Source organism: Nocardioides marinisabuli, assembly GCF_013466785.1.
GTDB lineage: Bacteria > Actinomycetota > Actinomycetes > Propionibacteriales > Nocardioidaceae > Nocardioides > Nocardioides marinisabuli.
On the sequence record NZ_CP059163.1, the window covers coordinates 2,929,163 to 2,945,036 of the forward strand.

Here is a 15,874-nt window from a genome sequence, read left to right on the forward strand (position 1 = left end):
TCAGGCGCACAGGCCGTTGGCCAGCGCCTCGGCCTGCTCTTCCTCGGTGGGGGCCTGCGGCTCCTTCGTCGCGCCGGTGCTCGGCTCGTCGGGTGCCTCCGACGGGGAGGCCGACGGCGTCGCTGTCCCACCCACCGGGTCCGCGGCGTTGATCGAGCCCTCCTTGAGCGTGGAGCTGAGCGGCTTGTCGCGCTTGATGCGGGTCCAGAGCTTGTCGGCCTCGTCGGTCCACACCAGCCGGTTGGGGTCGGGCTCGTAGGCCTCGAAGGGCACGCTGATGAACTTGATGTCGCTGAGCCCGGTCTGGCGGAACTGCAGCGCCAGGTCGGCCAGGCTGCCGAGGCTGTCGAGCTCGGCGTCGAGCGTCAGCGACCCGGTGGCGGCCTTGAGGAAGCTGTAGACCCGGTCGGGTCGGGTCAGGGTGCCGGCGGAGACGACCTTGTTGACCATCGAGGCGATGAAGGCCTGCTGCCGCTTCATCCGGCCGATGTCGGAGTTGGCCGAGAGCACCGACCGCTCGCGCACGTACTTGAGCGCGTCCTCGCCGTCGAGGACCTGGGTGCCGGCGTCGAGGTAGATCTTGGTCTTGGGGTCGGCGACCTCCTTGGGCAGGCAGACCTCCACGCCGCCGACGGCGTCGACCATGTCGACGAAGCCGTTGAAGTCGACGGTGACGTAGTGGTCGATGAGCACCCCGGTCAGCTGCTCGAGGGTCTGCACGGTGCAGGCGGCCCCGCCCTCGGCGAAGGCGGTGTTGAACATCGCCAGCTCGGCGCCGGGGATCGTGCTGCCGTCCTCGGCCATGCAGTCGGGGCGGGTGACCAGGGCGTCGCGCGGCAGGGAGACGCCGTACGCCTCCTTGCGGTCGGCCGAGACGTGGATCAGCAGGGTCGTGTCGGAGCCGCCGCCACCGGCCTCGCCGTCGATGCCGCAGCCCTCGCAGCCGCGGTCGTCGGTGCCGAGGACCAGGATGTTGAGCGGCTCCTGCGGCCCCTCGACCTCCTTCTTCTCGGGCCGGTCCATCAGCTGGTCCTCGATGTCCTGCACGTCGAGACCGGAGTCGAGGCGGTCGTAGGCCACCGCGACGGTGCCTGCGGTCAGCAGCGCCAGGCACAGCTGGGTGATCAGGACGACGCGCCACACGGTGCGACGGGAGCGCCGCTCCGGGCTGATCCGCCGGCGGCGTCCGGGACGCGGTGCCGGCCGCTCGGTGCTGGGGCTCTGGTCGTCGTCCACCTCATGATTCTCCCTGACGCGTGGTGATCTGCGCGACACCCCGGTCGGGGGTCCCCGCGGGCGACGTCCGATTCCCGCCAGTCAGGGCTGGGGCGGTGGGGGAGGATGAGGCCATGACCGGCCTGGAGGGACTCGACGCGGCGTCCTGCTACGCCGCGGTCAAGGCCCGCGACCGTCGCTTCGACGGGGTCTTCTGGACGGCGGTGCGCACGACCGGCATCTACTGCCGCCCCTCGTGCCCGGCCCGCACCCCGGCCGCCGGCAACGTGACCTTCCACCCCAGCGCCGCCGCGGCCCAGGGGGCCGGCTTCCGGGCCTGCAAGCGGTGCCTGCCCGACGCGACGCCCGGCAGCCCCGAGTGGGACGTGGCCGCCGGCGCCGCCGGGCGGGCCATGCGCCTGGTCGCCGACGGGGTCGTCGACCGCGAGGGCGTCGACGGGCTGGCGCGCCGGCTCGGCTACAGCCCGCGCCACCTGACCCGGCTGCTCACCGCCGAGCTGGGCGCCGGTCCGCTCGCGCTGGCCCGGGCCCGCCGCGCCCAGACCGCCCGCGTGCTCGTCGAGACCACCGACCTGCCGCTCGCCGACGTGGCCTTCGCGGCGGGCTTCGCCAGCGTGCGGCAGTTCAACGACACGATCCGCGAGGTCTACGCGCTGAGCCCCAGCCAGCTGCGCGGACGCCGGGGCGCGGCGACGGCGAGCGCCGGCGGCATCTCGCTGCGGCTGGCGGTGCGCACCCCCTTCGCCGGCCAGGCGCTGCTCGGGTTCCTGGCCTACCACCTGGTCCCGGGGGTCGAGACCGCCGGACCGGGGTGGTACGCCCGCACCCTCGACCTGCCCCACGGACCCGGCACGGTGCGCGTCGACCTCGACCCGGCGCTCGACGAGGTGCCGGCCGGGGGAGTGGCGATGGTCGGGGCCCACTTCCGGCTCACCGACCTGCGCGACACCACCGCGGCCGTCGAGCGCGTACGCCGCCTGGTCGACGCCGACTGCGACCCGCTGCCGGTCGCCGAGCACCTCGGGACCGACCCGGTCCTCGGGGCGCTGGTGCGCCGCACCCCGGGGCTGCGGCTGCCCGGCCAGGTCGACGGCGACGAGACGGCCGTGCGCACGGTGATCGGCCAGCAGGTCTCGGTGACCGGGGCCCGCACGGTCGGCGGGCGCGTCGTGGCCGCCCACGGCCGACCGGTCGAGACCGGCGAGCCGGGGCTGACCCACCTGTTCCCCGACGCGGCGACCCTGGCGGAGGTCGACCCGGAGACGCTGCCGATGCCGCGGGCGCGGGGCCGGGCCCTGGTCGGGCTGAGCGCGGCGCTGGCCGCCGGCGAGCTGGCGCTCGACCGCGGTCCGGAGCGCGACGCCGTGCGCGCGGCGATGCTGGCCCTGCCCGGCATCGGCCCCTGGACCGCCGACTACGTCGCGATGCGCGCGCTGGGCCATCCCGACGTCTTCTTGTCGACCGACCTGGGCGTGCGGACCGCCTTCAGGCGCCTGGGGCTCGAGCCGGCCGCCGAGATCGCCCGAGCACCGCTGTGGAGCCCGTGGCGCTCCTACGCCCTGATGCACCTGTGGCAGACCCTGATGCCCGACCCGCCCCGACCGGAGGACGACTGAGATGTGGACCGAGACCGACAGCCCGATCGGGCCACTGCGCCTCGTCGAGCGCGACGGTGCGCTGGCGGCCGTGGAGTTCGCGCCCTACCCCGAGCCGGGGGCCCCCGACCCGGGCGAGCGCGACGACACGCAGCCGGTGCTGGTCGAGACGGTGCGCCAGCTGGCGGCGTACTTCGACGGCGGGCTGCGCGACTTCGACCTGCCCCTCGCGCCGCGCGGCAGCGACTTCCAGCAGCGGGTGTGGGCCCAGCTGCGCACGATCGGCTACGGCGAGACCGCGTCGTACGGCGAGGTGGCGCGCGCGCTGGGCATGACCAACGCCGCCTCGCGCGCGGTCGGGCTGGCCAACGGCCGCAACCCGATCCCGGTCGTGATCCCGTGCCACCGCGTCATCGGCGCCAACGGCACCCTCACCGGCTACGCCGGTGGACTGGAGCGCAAGCAGGTGCTGCTCGGCCTCGAGCAGGACGGGTTGTTCTAGCCCCGGGGAGGTGCGTGCGTCAGGCGCTCTCGGCCGCGGCGCGGCGCAGCGACTCCGAGAGCCGCTCGGCGGCGGCGAGCACGGCGGGGGCGTGCATGCGGCCGGGCTGGCGCGAGAGCCGCTCGAGCGGGCCGGAGACCGAGACGGCGGCGATGATCTTGCCGCTGGGGGAGCGCACCGGCGCGGAGACGGAGGCGACGCCCTGCTCGCGCTCGCCGACCGACTGGGCCCAGCCGCGGCGGCGGATGCCGGAGAGGGCGGCCGCCGAGAAGGCGGCGTTCTGCAGGCCCCGCTGCATCCGCTCGGGGTCGTCCCAGGCCAGCAGCACCTGGGCGGCCGACCCGGCGCGCATGGTCAGCTGGGAGCCGATCGGGATGGTGTCGCGCAGGCCCGAGGGACGCTCGGCGGCCGCGACGCAGACGCGGTGGTCGCCCTGGCGACGCCACAGCTGGGCGGACTCGCCGGTGATGTCGCGCAGCCGGGCCAGCACCGGGCCGGCGGTGGCCAGCAGGCGGTCCTCGCCGGCGGCGGCGGAGAGCTCGGAGAGGCGCGGGCCGAGCACGAAGCGGCCCTGCATGTCGCGCGCCACCAGCCGGTGGTGCTCGAGCGCCACCGCGAGCCGGTGGGCCGTCGGGCGGGCCAGGCCGGTCGCGGTCACGAGCCCGGCCAGGGTCGCCGGGCCGGCCTCGAGCGCGGTCAGCACGATCGCGGCCTTGTCGAGCACTCCCACTCCACTGCTGTCCATATGCCAATACTTGCGTCTCAGATCATGGGATGCAAGTCCTGTGACCGGGGTCTCACCCCCGCTCGGTAAGGAGCGGGCTCAGCATCGCCGTCTCGAATGACGGGACCCGCGTCTCACTTCCTGGGATCGAGGACGTAGGCTCGGGTGCTGTTCCACCGTCACCCACCAGTCATCAAGGAGCGCGTCATGGGCAGGACCCTGTCGGAGAAGGTCTGGGACGAGCACGTCGTCCGCTCGACCGCGGGAGAGCCGGACCTGCTCTACATCGACCTCCACCTCATCCACGAGGTGACCTCGCCGCAGGCCTTCGACGGGCTGCGGCTGGCCGGACGCCCGGTGCGCCGCCCCGACCTGACCCTGGCGACCGAGGACCACAACGTCCCCACGCTGGACTGGGACAAGCCGATCGCCGACCCGGTCTCGCGCACCCAGGTCGAGACGCTGCGCCGCAACGCCGAGGAGTTCGGGGTGCGCCTGCACCCCCTCGGCGACCTCGACCAGGGCATCGTGCACGTGGTCGGCCCCCAGCTGGGCCTGACCCAGCCGGGCATGACGATCGTGTGCGGCGACAGCCACACCAGCACCCACGGTGCCTTCGGCGCGATCGCCTTCGGCATCGGCACCTCCGAGGTCGAGCACGTGCTGGCCACGCAGACGCTGATGCAGGCACGCCCCAAGACGATGGCCGTGACCATCAACGGCAGCCTGCCCGACGGCGTGACCGCCAAGGACATGGTGCTCAACCTGATCGCGCACACCGGCACCGGCGGCGGCCAGGGCTACATCGTCGAGTACCGCGGCCAGGCCATCGAGGAGCTCTCGATGGAGTCGCGGATGACGGTGTGCAACATGAGCATCGAGTGGGGCGCCAAGGCCGGGATGATCGCCCCCGACCAGACCACCTTCGACTACATCGAGGGACGCCCCGAGGCCCCCACCGGCGCCGACTGGGACGCCGCCGTCGAGCACTGGACGAGCCTGCGCACCGACGACGACGCGACGTACGACGCCGAGATCGTCCTCGACGCCTCGACGATGACGCCGTTCGTCACCTGGGGCACCAACCCCGGCCAGGGCGTGCCCCTGGGCGCCTCGGTGCCGCACCCCGACGACTTCGAGGAGCCCTCCGACCGCGTCGCGGCCGAGAAGGCGCTGGCCTACATGGACCTGGTGGCCGGCACGCCGATGCGCGAGGTCTCGGTCGACACCGTCTTCGTCGGCTCGTGCACCAACGGCCGCATCGAGGACCTGCGCCTGGCCGCCGAGATCATCAAGGGCCGCACCGTCGCCCCCGACACCCGGCTGCTGGTCGTGCCCGGCTCGGTGCGGGTGCGCCTGCAGGCCGAGGAGGAGGGCCTCGACGTCGTCTTCAAGGAGGCCGGCGCCGAGTGGCGAGGGGCCGGCTGCTCGATGTGCCTGGGCATGAACCCCGACACCCTCGCCCCCGGCGAGCGCAGCGCCTCGACCTCCAACCGCAACTTCGAGGGCCGTCAGGGCAAGGGTGGACGCACCCACCTGGTCTCGATCCCCGTCGCCGCCGCCACCGCGGTGCGCGGCACCCTGTCCTCGCCCGCCGACCTCGCCTGAGACGGAGAAAGACCATGGAGAAGGTCACCACCCACACCGGCATCGGTGTCCCGCTGCGCCGCAGCAACGTCGACACCGACCAGATCATCCCGGCCGTCTACCTCAAGCGGGTCACGCGCACCGGCTTCGAGGACGGGCTGTTCGCGGCCTGGCGCAACGACCCCGAGTTCGTGCTCAACCACCCGGTCTACTCGCAGGGCTCGGTGCTGGTCGCCGGCCCCGACTTCGGCACCGGCTCCTCGCGCGAACACGCGGTCTGGGCGCTGCAGAACTACGGCTTCAAGGTCGTCATCTCCTCGCGCTTCGCCGACATCTTCCGCGGCAACTCCGGCAAGGCGGGCCTGCTCGCCGCCCAGGTCGACGAGGAGGTCGTGCAGCGGCTGTGGGACCTGCTCGAGGCCGACCCGGGCGCCGCGATCACCGTCGACCTCGAGTCGCGCACCGTGCGCGCCGGCGAGGGCGACGACGCGATCGAGGACTCCTTCGACATCGACGACTACACCCGCTGGCGCCTGCTAGAGGGCCTCGACGACATCGGCATCACCCTGGGTCACGACGAGGAGATCGGCCGCTTCGAGGCCGGGCGACCGAGCTGGAAGCCGCTGACCATCCACTCCTGACCTCGACACTCCCGGGGTCCCTTCCCGGCCCGGGTCGTTGTGGCCCGGGCCACAAGTCCCTAGCGTGCTAGCAACATCGGGCAGCGCGCCGTGCTGCCGAGGTCGGCTGAAGGGGAAGCGGAGTGAACAAGTCTCAGCTCATCGACGCGCTCGCAGCGCGCTACGAGGGGAACAGGAAGGCGGCCGCGCACGCGCTCGAGTCGGTCCTCGACACGATCACGCGCGAGGTCTCGAAGGGCGAGAAGGTCGCCATCACCGGGTTCGGGTCGTTCGAGAAGCGGATCCGCGACGCCCGGTGGGTGCGCAACCCGCGCACCGGCGAGCGGATCAAGGCCAAGAAGACCGCCGTGCCGAAGTTCACCCCCGGCGCCGACCTCAAGAACGTCGTCTCCGGCGCCAAGAAGCTGCCCAAGCTGACCGTCGCCGCCGCGACGGCGCCCGCGGCGATGGCCGTCGACACGGTCAAGAAGGCGACGGGCAAGAAGTCGTCGATCGCGAAGTCGGCGCCGGCGACGAAGGCGCCCGCCAAGAAGACTGCCCCGGCGACGCAGACGACGGCTGCCAAGGCCCCCGCCAAGAAGACCGCCGCCAAGAAGACCGCCGCCAAGAAGACGACGGCCGCGAAGACGACGGCCGCGAAGACGACGGCCGCGAAGACGACCGCCGCGAAGACGACGGCGAAGAAGACGCCCGCCAAGAAGTCGACGGCGAAGAAGACCCCGGCGAAGACGAGCGCGACCTCGTCGTCCGCCGGCACGAAGGGGCCGGCCAAGAAGTCCACCGGCACCGCTTCCACGAAGGCGCCTGCCAAGAAGTCGGCCGCAGCGAAGTCGACCGCCTCGAAGTCGACGGCCTCGAAGTCGACGGCCTCGAAGTCGACGACGGCCAAGAAGAGCCCGGCCAAGAAGACGTCGAGCGCGGGCGGCACCTCGAGCGGCAGCACGTCGAGCAGCAGCTCGGGCAGCGGTGGCTCCTCGACGTCCTCCTCCTGATCCACCTCGTCGCACGGCGGGTCGCCCTCGGGTGGCCCGCCGTCGGCGTGCCCCCGGCCCCCGGTCAGCGCTGCCTCGGCGCCGAGCCAGGGCAGGTCCGGGGCAGGCAGGTCCGGGGCAGGCTCAGAACAGCCGCAGGCCTGCGACGACCTCGGCGGTGCGGGGGCCCAGTCCCAGCGCCACGGCCGCCTGCAGGTCGACCAGGTCGTCGACGTCGCGCCGCAGCGTCGCGGGTGCTAGCTCGACCTCGGTGCAGCCGGCGTCGAGGTGCGCCTGCCGCGAGGCGCCGCCGTACCGGGGGTCGAAGGCGTCGTACGCCGCCGCGTAGAGGGTGGTGCCGACCCCGGCGGCGTCGGGGACGAAGACCGCCGCAGCGCCCTCGAGCGCCCGTCCGGCCGCGACGAGGCCGGTGGCGAGGTCCTCGGGCCGCAGCGTGGGCAGGTCGGCGCAGAGGGCGACCGGGCGCAGCGCCGGCCATCGGCGTCCGGCCTCGGCGGCCGTCTGGCGCAGCGTGGCGTTGAGGTCCCCCGAGTCGCCGTCGGGGATGCAGGCGGCGCCGAGCGCGAGCAGCGAGGCCGCGAAGCCGGCGTCGTCGGTGGCCACCAGGACCTGCGCCACCCCCGGCGCCGCCAGGCAGGCCGCGACGGTGTCGAGGGCGAAGGCCGAGGCGAGCTCGCGGCGAGCGCCGTCGTCGAGACCGACCAGGCGCGACTTGCCCCGCGCGGGCGGCTTGACCGGCACCAGCACGACCCAGCCCGAGGGGTCGGACGAGGGGTGGGCGGCGGGCTCGGAGGTCGTGCTCATGGTCGGCCATCCTCGCAGGCGTCGCTGCACGCCTGCCGGGCCGGCTGCGAGTAGCCTGCAGGTCGACGTCGGAGCCGACCTGCTCCGGCACCGTTGCCGAGGGAGACGCGTGACCGTTCGCAAGCTGCAGCAACCACGCGGTTGGGCGTTCAGCTTCGCCGTGCCGATCGTCAAGCCGCTGCTGCTCGCGACGACCCGGCGCGACTGGCGCGGCGGGGAGAACATCCCGGCCACCGGCGGCTTCGTGCTGGTGCTCAACCACGTCTCCCACGTCGACCCGCTGCTGGCCGCGCACCTGCTCTACGACCACGGTCGCCTGCCGCGCTACCTGGCCAAGTCGGGGCTCTTCAAGAACAGGTTCCTCGCGTTCTTCCTGCGCGGTGCCGGGCAGATTCCCGTGCACCGGGCGACCAGCTCGGCCATCGGGGCCTACGACGCCGCGGTCGAGGCCGTGCGCCGGGGCGAGTGCGTGGTCGTCTACCCCGAGGGCACCATCAGCCGCGACCCCGACCTGTGGCCGATGCGCGGCAAGACCGGGGCCGCCCGGATCGCGCTGGCCACCGGCTGCCCGGTCATCCCGGTCGGGCAGTGGGGCGCCCAGGACCTGCTGGCGCCGTACACGAAGAAGCCCCGGCTCTTCCCGCCCAAGAAGATCTCGATGCACGTCGGTGGGCCCGTCGACCTCTCCGACCTGGCCGCCGGCTCCGGCGGGGGCGCCGAGGCGGCCGCGGCGCAGCGTGCGACCGACCGGATCATGGCCGCCATCACCGCCCTGGTCGAGCAGGTGCGGGGCGAGCGGGCACCCGCCGTACGTTTCGACATGCGCCGGCAGGGCGCGCGAGCCGATGATGAGTCCCAGGACCGGAAGGACACCGCATGAGCGTCTCGACCAAGGGCAAGGTCGCCGTCTTCAGCGCCGGGTCGTGGGGCACGGCCTTCTCGGTCGTGCTCGCCGACGCCGGCAACGACGTGACCCTGTGGGCGCGCCGGCCCGAGGTCGCCGAGAGCATCAACGAGCGGCGTGAGAACGCCGACTACCTGCCCGGCATCGAGCTGCCGCCCAGCGTCGACGCCACCACCGACGTCGAGAAGGCGCTGCACGGCGCCGACATGGTCGTGCTCGCGACGCCGTCGCAGTCGCTGCGCGAGAACCTCACCGCCTGGGCGCCCCACATCGAGGACGACGCCGTCCTCGTGTCGCTGATGAAGGGGGTCGAGCTCGGCAGCCTGAACCGGATGAGCGAGGTGATCCACCAGGTCACCGGTGCCGGGCCGGAGCGGATCGCGGTCGTCAGCGGCCCCAACCTGGCCAAGGAGATCGCCCGTCGCGAGCCGGCCGCCTCCGTGGTGGCCTGCGAGGACGAGGAGGTCGCCAAGCGGCTGCAGCAGCGCTGCCACTCGCCGGCCTTCCGCCCCTACACCTCCGTCGACGTGCTCGGCTGCGAGCTCGGCGGTGCCTACAAGAACGTCGTGGGCCTCGCCGTGGGCATGGCGGTGGGCCTGGGCTTCGGCGACAACACCACCGCCTCGATCATCACCCGCGGGCTCGCCGAGACCGCGCGGCTGGCGATGAAGCTGGGCGCCAACCCGCTGACCCTGATGGGTCTCGCCGGCCTCGGCGACCTGGTCGCCACCTGCTCCTCGCCGCTCTCGCGCAACCGGTCGTTCGGCGAGAAGCTGGGCCAGGGGATGACCACCGAGGAGATCTACGCCAGCACCCGCCAGGTCGCCGAGGGCGCGAAGTCCTGCTCCTCCCTGCGCGCCCTGGCCGAGCAGAGCGGCTGCGACGCCCCCGTGGCCCGGTACGTCGACGAGGTCGTCGCCGGCCACATGACCGCCCAGGAGATGATGGACGCCGTCCTGGCCCGCGACACCAAGGCCGAGACCGACTGAGCGAGCGCCCAGGGGTGACCGAGGAACGAGGTCACCCCTGCAGGGCGCGAAGGTCGAGCAAGCCCGCGCCTGAGCCTGCGAAGGCGCGACAGGCGTGTCGAGACCCGGTGACCCCGCGGCGTACGGCGGGCGCCGGTTCGCCGAGCCGGCCGGTTCGAACGGGCCGGCTCGGCGGGGCTCAGACGGTGAGGTCGTCGAGCGCGCGGGACAGGTCGGCCCACAGGTCGTCGACGTCCTCGATGCCGACGGAGAGCCGCACCAGCGCCTCGGAGACGGTGGTGGGCTCCAGCTTCCAGCGGCGCCGGCGCTCGAGGGTCGACTCGACGCCGCCGAGGCTGGTGGTGTGCACCCACAGGTGGGTCTTGCGGGTCAGCAGGTCGGCGGCCATCGCGCCGCCGGCGAGCTCGACGGAGACGATCGCCCCGAAGCCGGGGTAGCGCACCCGCTCGACGGCCGCGTGCTCGGCCAGGCGCCGGGCGAGCTCGGTGGCGTTGGCGGTGGCGCGCTCGACGCGCAGGTGCAGGGTGCGCAGGCCGCGCAGCGCCAGCCACGCCTCCATGGTGCCCGGCACGGCGCCGTAGAGGTCGCGGCGTCCCTTGAGCACCCCCGCGAGCTCCTCGTCCCTGGTCACCAGGGCGCCGAGGAGCAGGTCGCTGTGCCCGCCGAGGTACTTGGTGGCCGAGTGCACGACGATGTCGGCGCCGTCGGCCAGCGGGGTCTGCACCAGGGGCGTGGCGAAGGTGTTGTCGACGACGACGTAGGCGCCGGCGGCGTGGGCGGCCTCGACGATGCGGGCCAGGTCGGCGATGTCGAGGTTGGGGTTGGTCGGGGTCTCCACCCACACCAGCGCGGCGTCCTCGCAGGCGGCGACCACGGCGTCGGTGTCGGCGATGTCGACCAGGCGGCTGCGCACGCGTCCGCGCATCTCGAGGTCGGCGAGCTGGGCGAGGCTGCCGCTGTAGGCGCTGTCGGGGGCCACGACCAGCGCGTCCTGGCCGACCAGGTCGAGCACGGTCGCGACCGCGGCCAGACCGGAGGAGAACGCGAGCGCGGTGCCGCCCTCGAGACGCCCGAGCGCGTCCTCGAAGGCCTGCCAGGTCGGGTTGCCGTAGCGGCCGTACTCGCGGTCCCCGAGGGCGACGTACGTCGAGGCCATCGTCAGCGGCTCGTTGAGCGGCTGGTCGGCCTCGTGCGGGGGACGTCCGGCGTGGACAGCGACGGTGGCGGGCTGGGGGGTCTCGCTCATGGGCACACACTAGGGTGACGACCCATGACGTCGGCCAACCAGTCGTGCTCCGCGCCCACCCCAGGACGAGCCTCGTGATCGCCCTCAGCCTGGCGCAGGTCGCCGCCGTGGTGGGCGGTGAGGTCACCGGTGGGTCCAGCGGGGCCGCGACCGCCCCCGAGGACGTCGTGGTCGACGGCCCGGTCGTGATCGACGGGCGCGAGGCCGGTCCCGGCAGCCTGTTCGCCGCCTTCGTCGGCGAGCACAGCGACGGCCACGAGCACGCCGCGCAGGCCGGCCGGCAGGGGGCCGTGGCCGTCCTGGGCAGCCGCCCCACCGAGCTGCCGACGGTGGTGGTCGACGACCCGAGGCTGGCGCTGCAGCGGCTCGCGGCCCACGTCGTGGAGCGGGTGCGCCGCGACGGCGGCCTGACGGTCGTGGGGATCACGGGCTCGCAGGGCAAGACCTCGACCAAGGACCTGCTCGGCGCCGTGCTGTCCGAGGCCGCGCCGACCGTGGCCACCCGCGGCTCCTTCAACAACGAGCTCGGCATGCCGCTGACCGCCCTGCGCGTCGAGACCGGCACCCGCTACCTGGTGCTCGAGCTCGGCGCCCGGGGCCTGGGCCACATCGCCGAGCTGACCGCGCTCGTGCGCCCCGACGTGTCGCTGGTGCTCAACGTCGGCCAGGCCCACCTCAGTGAGTTCGGCTCGCGCGAGGCGATCGCACAGGCCAAGGGCGAGCTGGTGGAGGCGCTCGACGACGACGGGACCGCCGTCCTCAACGCCGACGACGGGCGCGTCGCGGCGATGGCGTCACGCACCGGCGCGCGCGTGGTCTCCTTCGGGGCCCAGCAGCCCGCCGACGTACGCGTCGAGGAGCTCGAGCTCGACCGCCTGGGCAGGCCGTCGTTCGTGCTGGTCGCCGACGGGGCCCGGGTGCCGGTCAGGCTCCGGCTGGTGGGCGCCCACCAGGCGCTCAACGCCGCCGCCGCGGCCGCGGCCGCGATCGCCGCCGGCCTGGAGGTCGAGCAGGTCGCCGCCGCGCTGAGCGGGGTCTCGACGCTCTCGCAGTGGCGCATGGAGCTCAGCGAGCTCCCGAACGGCGTGACGGTGCTCAACGACTCCTACAACGCCAACCCCGACTCGATGCGCGCCGCGATCGACGCGCTGGCCTCGATCGGCGCCGACCCCGGCGTACGCCGCACCGTCGCGGTGCTGGGCGAGATGCGCGAGCTGGGCGAGACCAGCCCGGAGGAGCACCGCGGCGTCGGTGCCTACGCCGTCGACCGGGGCGTCGACGTGGTGGTGGTCGTGGGCGAGGCCGCCCGCGGCATCCACGAGGGCGCGGGGGAGCGGAGCGTGCTGCTCGCCGACAACGCCGCCGCCGGCGCCTGGCTCGCCGAGCACCTCGCCGAGGGTGACGCGGTTCTCTTCAAGGCCTCCCGCGGGGCGCGCCTGGACGAGGTCGCCGCGAGCCTTCAGTAGGGTCGCGGACCATGACCGAGACGCCTGGCCCCGAGACCGCTGCACGCAAGACCCGAGTGGCGCTCGTCTTCGGTGGACGCTCGGGCGAGCACGCCATCTCGGCGGCCACGGCCGCCGGGGTGATGAAGGCGATCGACAGCGACAAGTACGAGGTGCTGCCCATCGGCATCACGCGCGACGGGGACTGGGTCCTGGCCGCGGGCGACGCGTCGCGCTGGGAGCTCGCCGCCGGGCGGCTCCCCGAGGTCACGACCGGGTCGGGCCCGGCCCTGGCCAGCCTCGGCGAGGCCGGTCCGGTCGACGTGGTCTTCCCGCTGCTGCACGGCCCGTACGGCGAGGACGGCACCATCCAGGGGCTGCTCGAGCTGGCCGGCGTGCGCTACGTCGGCGCCGGCGTCCTGGCCTCGGCGGTCGGCATGGACAAGCACTACATGAAGCTGGTCTTCGCCGGCCACGGACTGCCGGTGGCGCCGTACGTCGTGGTGAGGCCGAGCGAGTGGGAGCAGCGCCCCGAGGCCGTGGTGGCGCGGGTGCAGGAGGCGCTGGAGTTCCCGGTCTTCGTCAAGCCCGCCCGGGCCGGCTCGTCGCTGGGCGTCACCCGCGTCGACGACCTCACGGGGCTGGCCGACGCGATCGAGGAGGCCCGCGCCCACGACCCGAAGGTGCTGGTCGAGCAGGGCGTCGAGGGACGCGAGATCGAGTGCGCGGTGCTCGGCGGTCGTGGCGGCGCAGCGCCGCGGGCCTCGGTGCCCGGCGAGATCGTGGTCGACCACGGCGCGGCGACGTTCTACGACTTCGAGGCCAAGTACCTCTCCGACTCCCAGGCCCGCACCGAGGCTCCGGCCGACCTGCCCGCCGACGTCGCCCAGCGGGTGCGCGAGGTCGCGGTGCAGGCGTTCGAGGCGATCAGCGGCGAGGGCCTCTCGCGCGTCGACGTCTTCGTGACGCCCGACGGCGAGGTGCTGCTCAACGAGATCAACACGATGCCGGGCTTCACCCCCATCTCGATGTACTCGAAGATGTGGGAGGCCAGCGGCATGTCCTACACCGAGCTGGTCGACGAGCTCATCCAGCTCGCCCTCGAGCGCCCCACCGGTCTGCGCTGACCAGGCTCGAATCTCCCGCCGACCCGGCCCGAACTTCCCGCTGACCCGGCGGGAATCTCGCGCTGACCCGGCCGGAACCGGCACAGGCAGGTGTGCGCCGGGTCGACGAGACATATGCGCCGGGTCGACGCGAGATGTGCGCCGGGTCAGCGCGAGATATGGGCCGGGTCGGGGGCGGTCAGGCCAGGGTGCGGCGGACCAGGTCGAGGACGACCTGGCCGAGGCTGGTGCCGGAGAGGGTGCAGGCGAAGGGCATGACCGAGGTCTCGGTGGTGCCGGGGGTGATCGCGGTCTCCAGGAGCACGTAGGAGCCGTCGCCCGAGACGATGAAGTCGGAGCGCGAGAGGTGGCGCAGGCCGAGCACCCGGTGGGCCTCGCCGGCGGTCCGCTCGAGGGCCGCGATCAGCTCGTCGGGCAGGTCGGGGCGGGAGAAGGAGACGAACTCGGCGGTGTAGCGGGCGTCGAAGTCGAACTCGTGGCCCTTCTCGTACTCCACCGCCACCGGGGTCAGCGCCTGCACGCCCTCGTCGGTCTCGATGCACACGACGCTGACGTCGGTGCCGTCGTAGAAGCGCTCGATGAGGGCGTCGTCGCCGTAGGCGTAGGCGGTCACGAGCGCGGAGGGCAGGGCGGCGAGGCCGTCGACGCCGGTCACCCCCAGGGCGCTGCCGCAGCGCGTCGGCTTGGCCACGACGCGCTCCCCGAGCCGGTGCATGACGTGCTCCATCAGCGCGGCGGCGCCGATGTCGCGGAAGGTCTGGGAGGAGAGCCCGACGCTCTCGGGCACCGCGATGCCGGCGCGGCGCAGGAGCTCGCGGGCGGTGCCCTTGTCGTGGGCCACCCGGCAGGCGCGGCTGCGGGTGCCGACGTAGGGCAGGTCGATGAGCTCGAGGAGCGTCTGGATCTCGCCGTCCTCGCCGAAGTGGCCGTGCAGCGCGGGGACCGCGGCCACGACCTTGTGCTGCTCGAGGGTGTGCAGCAGGTTGCGGTCGAAGTCGTAGGCCTCGGCCTCGACGCCGACCGCGCGCAGCTCGCGCACCAGGTTGCGGCCGCTGGCCAGCGACACGTCGCGCTCGTGGCTCAGGCCGCCGGCGATGACGGCGACGGGACCGGGCAGCTGCTCCTCGCTCATGGCACGAGCGTCCCACATCGCGCCGACCTGCCGTCACTCACCGGCAGCGCTGGACGAGCTCGAGGTGCTCGGTGATGGGTGCGGCGAGCTCGGAGAGGGCGGTGAAGGAGACACCGCCGCGGTACTCGTCGGGCACCAGCACCTCGACGCGGGGCCGGTAGCCGATCGTGGTGCCGGTGACCGGGCCGTCCTCGCTCTCCAGGTCGGCGGGCGGGAAGAACCAGCCCACGCCGACGATCTCGTCGCAGGAGGGGGCGATCAGCTCGCGGAAGAGAGGGGGCTCCTCGACGCCGCAGGTCAGCACCAGGCCCTCGCCCCAGGCGCGGGCCGGGGCGTCGGCGGGGGAGACCTCGCGGGGCTCGAGCCCGGCCAGGTCGTCGGGCAGGCGCCCAGGAGCTCGTCGCAGGCGGCGGCGGACTCCGCGTCGAGGGCCGGTGCGGCGACCTCGACGGGGCCGCCGCAGGCACCCAGCAGCAGCGCCAGCGCACCCGCAGCGACGACGCCCCGACCCCTCGAGGGGCCGGGGCGTCGGGACGCTGCGCGCCGGGTGATGACCACGGAGCTCGGGTCGGTCCGGCTCAGATGTGGACGACCGGGCAGGTCAGGGTGCGGGTGATGCCGTCGAGGTTCTGCACCTTCGAGACGACCAGCTTGCCGAGCTCGTCGACGTTGCGGGCCTCGGCGCGCACGATCACGTCGTAGGGGCCGGTGACGTCCTCGGCGAGGGTCACGCCCTTGACCTGGGCGATCGCGGCCGCGACCTCCGCAGCCTTGCCGACGTCGGTCTGGATCAGGATGTAGGCCTGCACGACCATCGTGTTGCTCCTCAAGGGTTGTCGTCACGGCTCCGTTGCCGCGGACACGTCACCCGGATGTGTCGGCGACAACCTACCTGCTGGTGGACGCAGGGTCACTGGGGCCCTGGGCGGGTGGACGCCGCCGGGTCTGGT

At 73.6% G+C, this 15,874-nt stretch carries 16 protein-coding genes; 9 read left to right on the forward strand and 7 right to left on the reverse strand.

Going from position 1 to position 15,874, the window contains the following annotated elements:
* Window positions 1–1,236 carry an LCP family protein gene (locus H0S66_RS21075; RefSeq protein WP_179615930.1) on the reverse strand — a complete coding sequence of 412 codons (1,236 nt, stop codon included), beginning with the start codon at window positions 1,234–1,236 and terminating at the stop codon, window positions 1–3.
* A 113-nt stretch (window positions 1,237–1,349) separates the two neighbouring features.
* Between H0S66_RS21075 and H0S66_RS14025 the strand changes: the two genes are divergently transcribed.
* Both H0S66_RS14025 and H0S66_RS14030 read left to right on the forward strand, forming a co-directional pair.
* On the forward strand, window positions 1,350–2,852 hold the full coding sequence (locus tag H0S66_RS14025; RefSeq protein WP_179615931.1) for an AlkA N-terminal domain-containing protein: 1,503 nt from the start codon (window positions 1,350–1,352) through the stop codon (window positions 2,850–2,852).
* Between the two features lies 1 nt (window position 2,853).
* Complete coding sequence (locus H0S66_RS14030; protein ID WP_179615932.1) at window positions 2,854–3,333, forward strand: methylated-DNA--[protein]-cysteine S-methyltransferase; 480 nt, start codon at window positions 2,854–2,856, stop codon at window positions 3,331–3,333.
* 19 nt (window positions 3,334–3,352) lie between these two features.
* Here the strand turns inward: H0S66_RS14030 and H0S66_RS14035 are convergent, their stop codons facing one another.
* Window positions 3,353–4,078: an IclR family transcriptional regulator gene (locus H0S66_RS14035; protein ID WP_179615933.1), complete on the reverse strand. Its 726-nt coding sequence runs from the start codon at window positions 4,076–4,078 to the stop codon at window positions 3,353–3,355.
* A gap of 186 nt (window positions 4,079–4,264) precedes the next feature.
* Here H0S66_RS14035 and leuC point away from each other — a divergent pair, with 186 nt between their 5' ends.
* The 3 genes from leuC (at window position 4,265) to H0S66_RS14050 (ending at window position 7,277) form a co-directional block, all read left to right on the forward strand.
* Window positions 4,265–5,665 carry a 3-isopropylmalate dehydratase large subunit gene (gene leuC / locus H0S66_RS14040; protein WP_179615934.1) on the forward strand — a complete coding sequence of 467 codons (1,401 nt, stop codon included), beginning with the start codon at window positions 4,265–4,267 and terminating at the stop codon, window positions 5,663–5,665.
* Between the two features lie 14 nt (window positions 5,666–5,679).
* Complete coding sequence (gene leuD / locus H0S66_RS14045) at window positions 5,680–6,285, forward strand: 3-isopropylmalate dehydratase small subunit (protein WP_179615935.1); 606 nt, start codon at window positions 5,680–5,682, stop codon at window positions 6,283–6,285.
* A gap of 122 nt (window positions 6,286–6,407) precedes the next feature.
* On the forward strand, window positions 6,408–7,277 hold the full coding sequence (locus tag H0S66_RS14050; protein WP_179615936.1) for an HU family DNA-binding protein: 870 nt from the start codon (window positions 6,408–6,410) through the stop codon (window positions 7,275–7,277).
* A 123-nt stretch (window positions 7,278–7,400) separates the two neighbouring features.
* Here the strand turns inward: H0S66_RS14050 and cofC are convergent, their stop codons facing one another.
* The gene (cofC, locus tag H0S66_RS14055) at window positions 7,401–8,081 is read right to left on the reverse strand and encodes a 2-phospho-L-lactate guanylyltransferase (RefSeq protein ID WP_179615937.1); all 681 of its coding nucleotides are present in this window, start codon (window positions 8,079–8,081) and stop codon (window positions 7,401–7,403) included.
* Window positions 8,082–8,190: 109 nt separating this feature from the next.
* Between cofC and H0S66_RS14060 the strand changes: the two genes are divergently transcribed.
* Together H0S66_RS14060 and H0S66_RS14065 are read left to right on the forward strand one after the other, a co-directional pair.
* A complete protein-coding gene (locus H0S66_RS14060; protein WP_219633575.1) occupies window positions 8,191–8,961 on the forward strand; it encodes a lysophospholipid acyltransferase family protein in 771 nt (256 codons plus the stop codon).
* On the forward strand, window positions 8,958–9,974 hold the full coding sequence (locus tag H0S66_RS14065; RefSeq protein WP_179615939.1) for an NAD(P)H-dependent glycerol-3-phosphate dehydrogenase: 1,017 nt from the start codon (window positions 8,958–8,960) through the stop codon (window positions 9,972–9,974). Before H0S66_RS14060 ends, H0S66_RS14065 begins: the two co-directional genes overlap by 4 nt.
* A gap of 178 nt (window positions 9,975–10,152) precedes the next feature.
* Here H0S66_RS14065 and H0S66_RS14070 read toward each other — a convergent pair whose 3' ends face one another.
* Window positions 10,153–11,220, reverse strand: coding sequence for a trans-sulfuration enzyme family protein (locus H0S66_RS14070; protein WP_179615940.1), 1,068 nt, complete (start codon window positions 11,218–11,220; stop codon window positions 10,153–10,155).
* A gap of 74 nt (window positions 11,221–11,294) precedes the next feature.
* Between H0S66_RS14070 and H0S66_RS14075 the strand changes: the two genes are divergently transcribed.
* Together H0S66_RS14075 and H0S66_RS14080 are read left to right on the forward strand one after the other, a co-directional pair.
* Window positions 11,295–12,686 (forward strand): UDP-N-acetylmuramoyl-tripeptide--D-alanyl-D-alanine ligase, encoded by a 1,392-nt coding sequence (locus H0S66_RS14075; protein WP_179615941.1) that lies wholly within the window; start codon window positions 11,295–11,297, stop codon window positions 12,684–12,686.
* Between the two features lie 11 nt (window positions 12,687–12,697).
* Window positions 12,698–13,792 (forward strand): D-alanine--D-alanine ligase family protein, encoded by a 1,095-nt coding sequence (locus H0S66_RS14080; protein WP_179615942.1) that lies wholly within the window; start codon window positions 12,698–12,700, stop codon window positions 13,790–13,792.
* A 178-nt stretch (window positions 13,793–13,970) separates the two neighbouring features.
* Here the strand turns inward: H0S66_RS14080 and H0S66_RS14085 are convergent, their stop codons facing one another.
* The 3 genes from H0S66_RS14085 to H0S66_RS14095 all read right to left on the reverse strand — a co-directional run bounded on the left by H0S66_RS14085 (window position 13,971) and on the right by H0S66_RS14095 (window position 15,739).
* Window positions 13,971–14,924 carry a D-alanine--D-alanine ligase family protein gene (locus H0S66_RS14085; protein ID WP_179615943.1) on the reverse strand — a complete coding sequence of 318 codons (954 nt, stop codon included), beginning with the start codon at window positions 14,922–14,924 and terminating at the stop codon, window positions 13,971–13,973.
* 37 nt (window positions 14,925–14,961) lie between these two features.
* Window positions 14,962–15,387: a DUF3515 family protein gene (locus tag H0S66_RS14090; protein WP_180923946.1), complete on the reverse strand. Its 426-nt coding sequence runs from the start codon at window positions 15,385–15,387 to the stop codon at window positions 14,962–14,964.
* 115 nt (window positions 15,388–15,502) lie between these two features.
* The gene (locus H0S66_RS14095) at window positions 15,503–15,739 is read right to left on the reverse strand and encodes an Lrp/AsnC ligand binding domain-containing protein (protein WP_028636164.1); all 237 of its coding nucleotides are present in this window, start codon (window positions 15,737–15,739) and stop codon (window positions 15,503–15,505) included.
* Window positions 15,740–15,874: the final 135 nt, after the last annotated feature.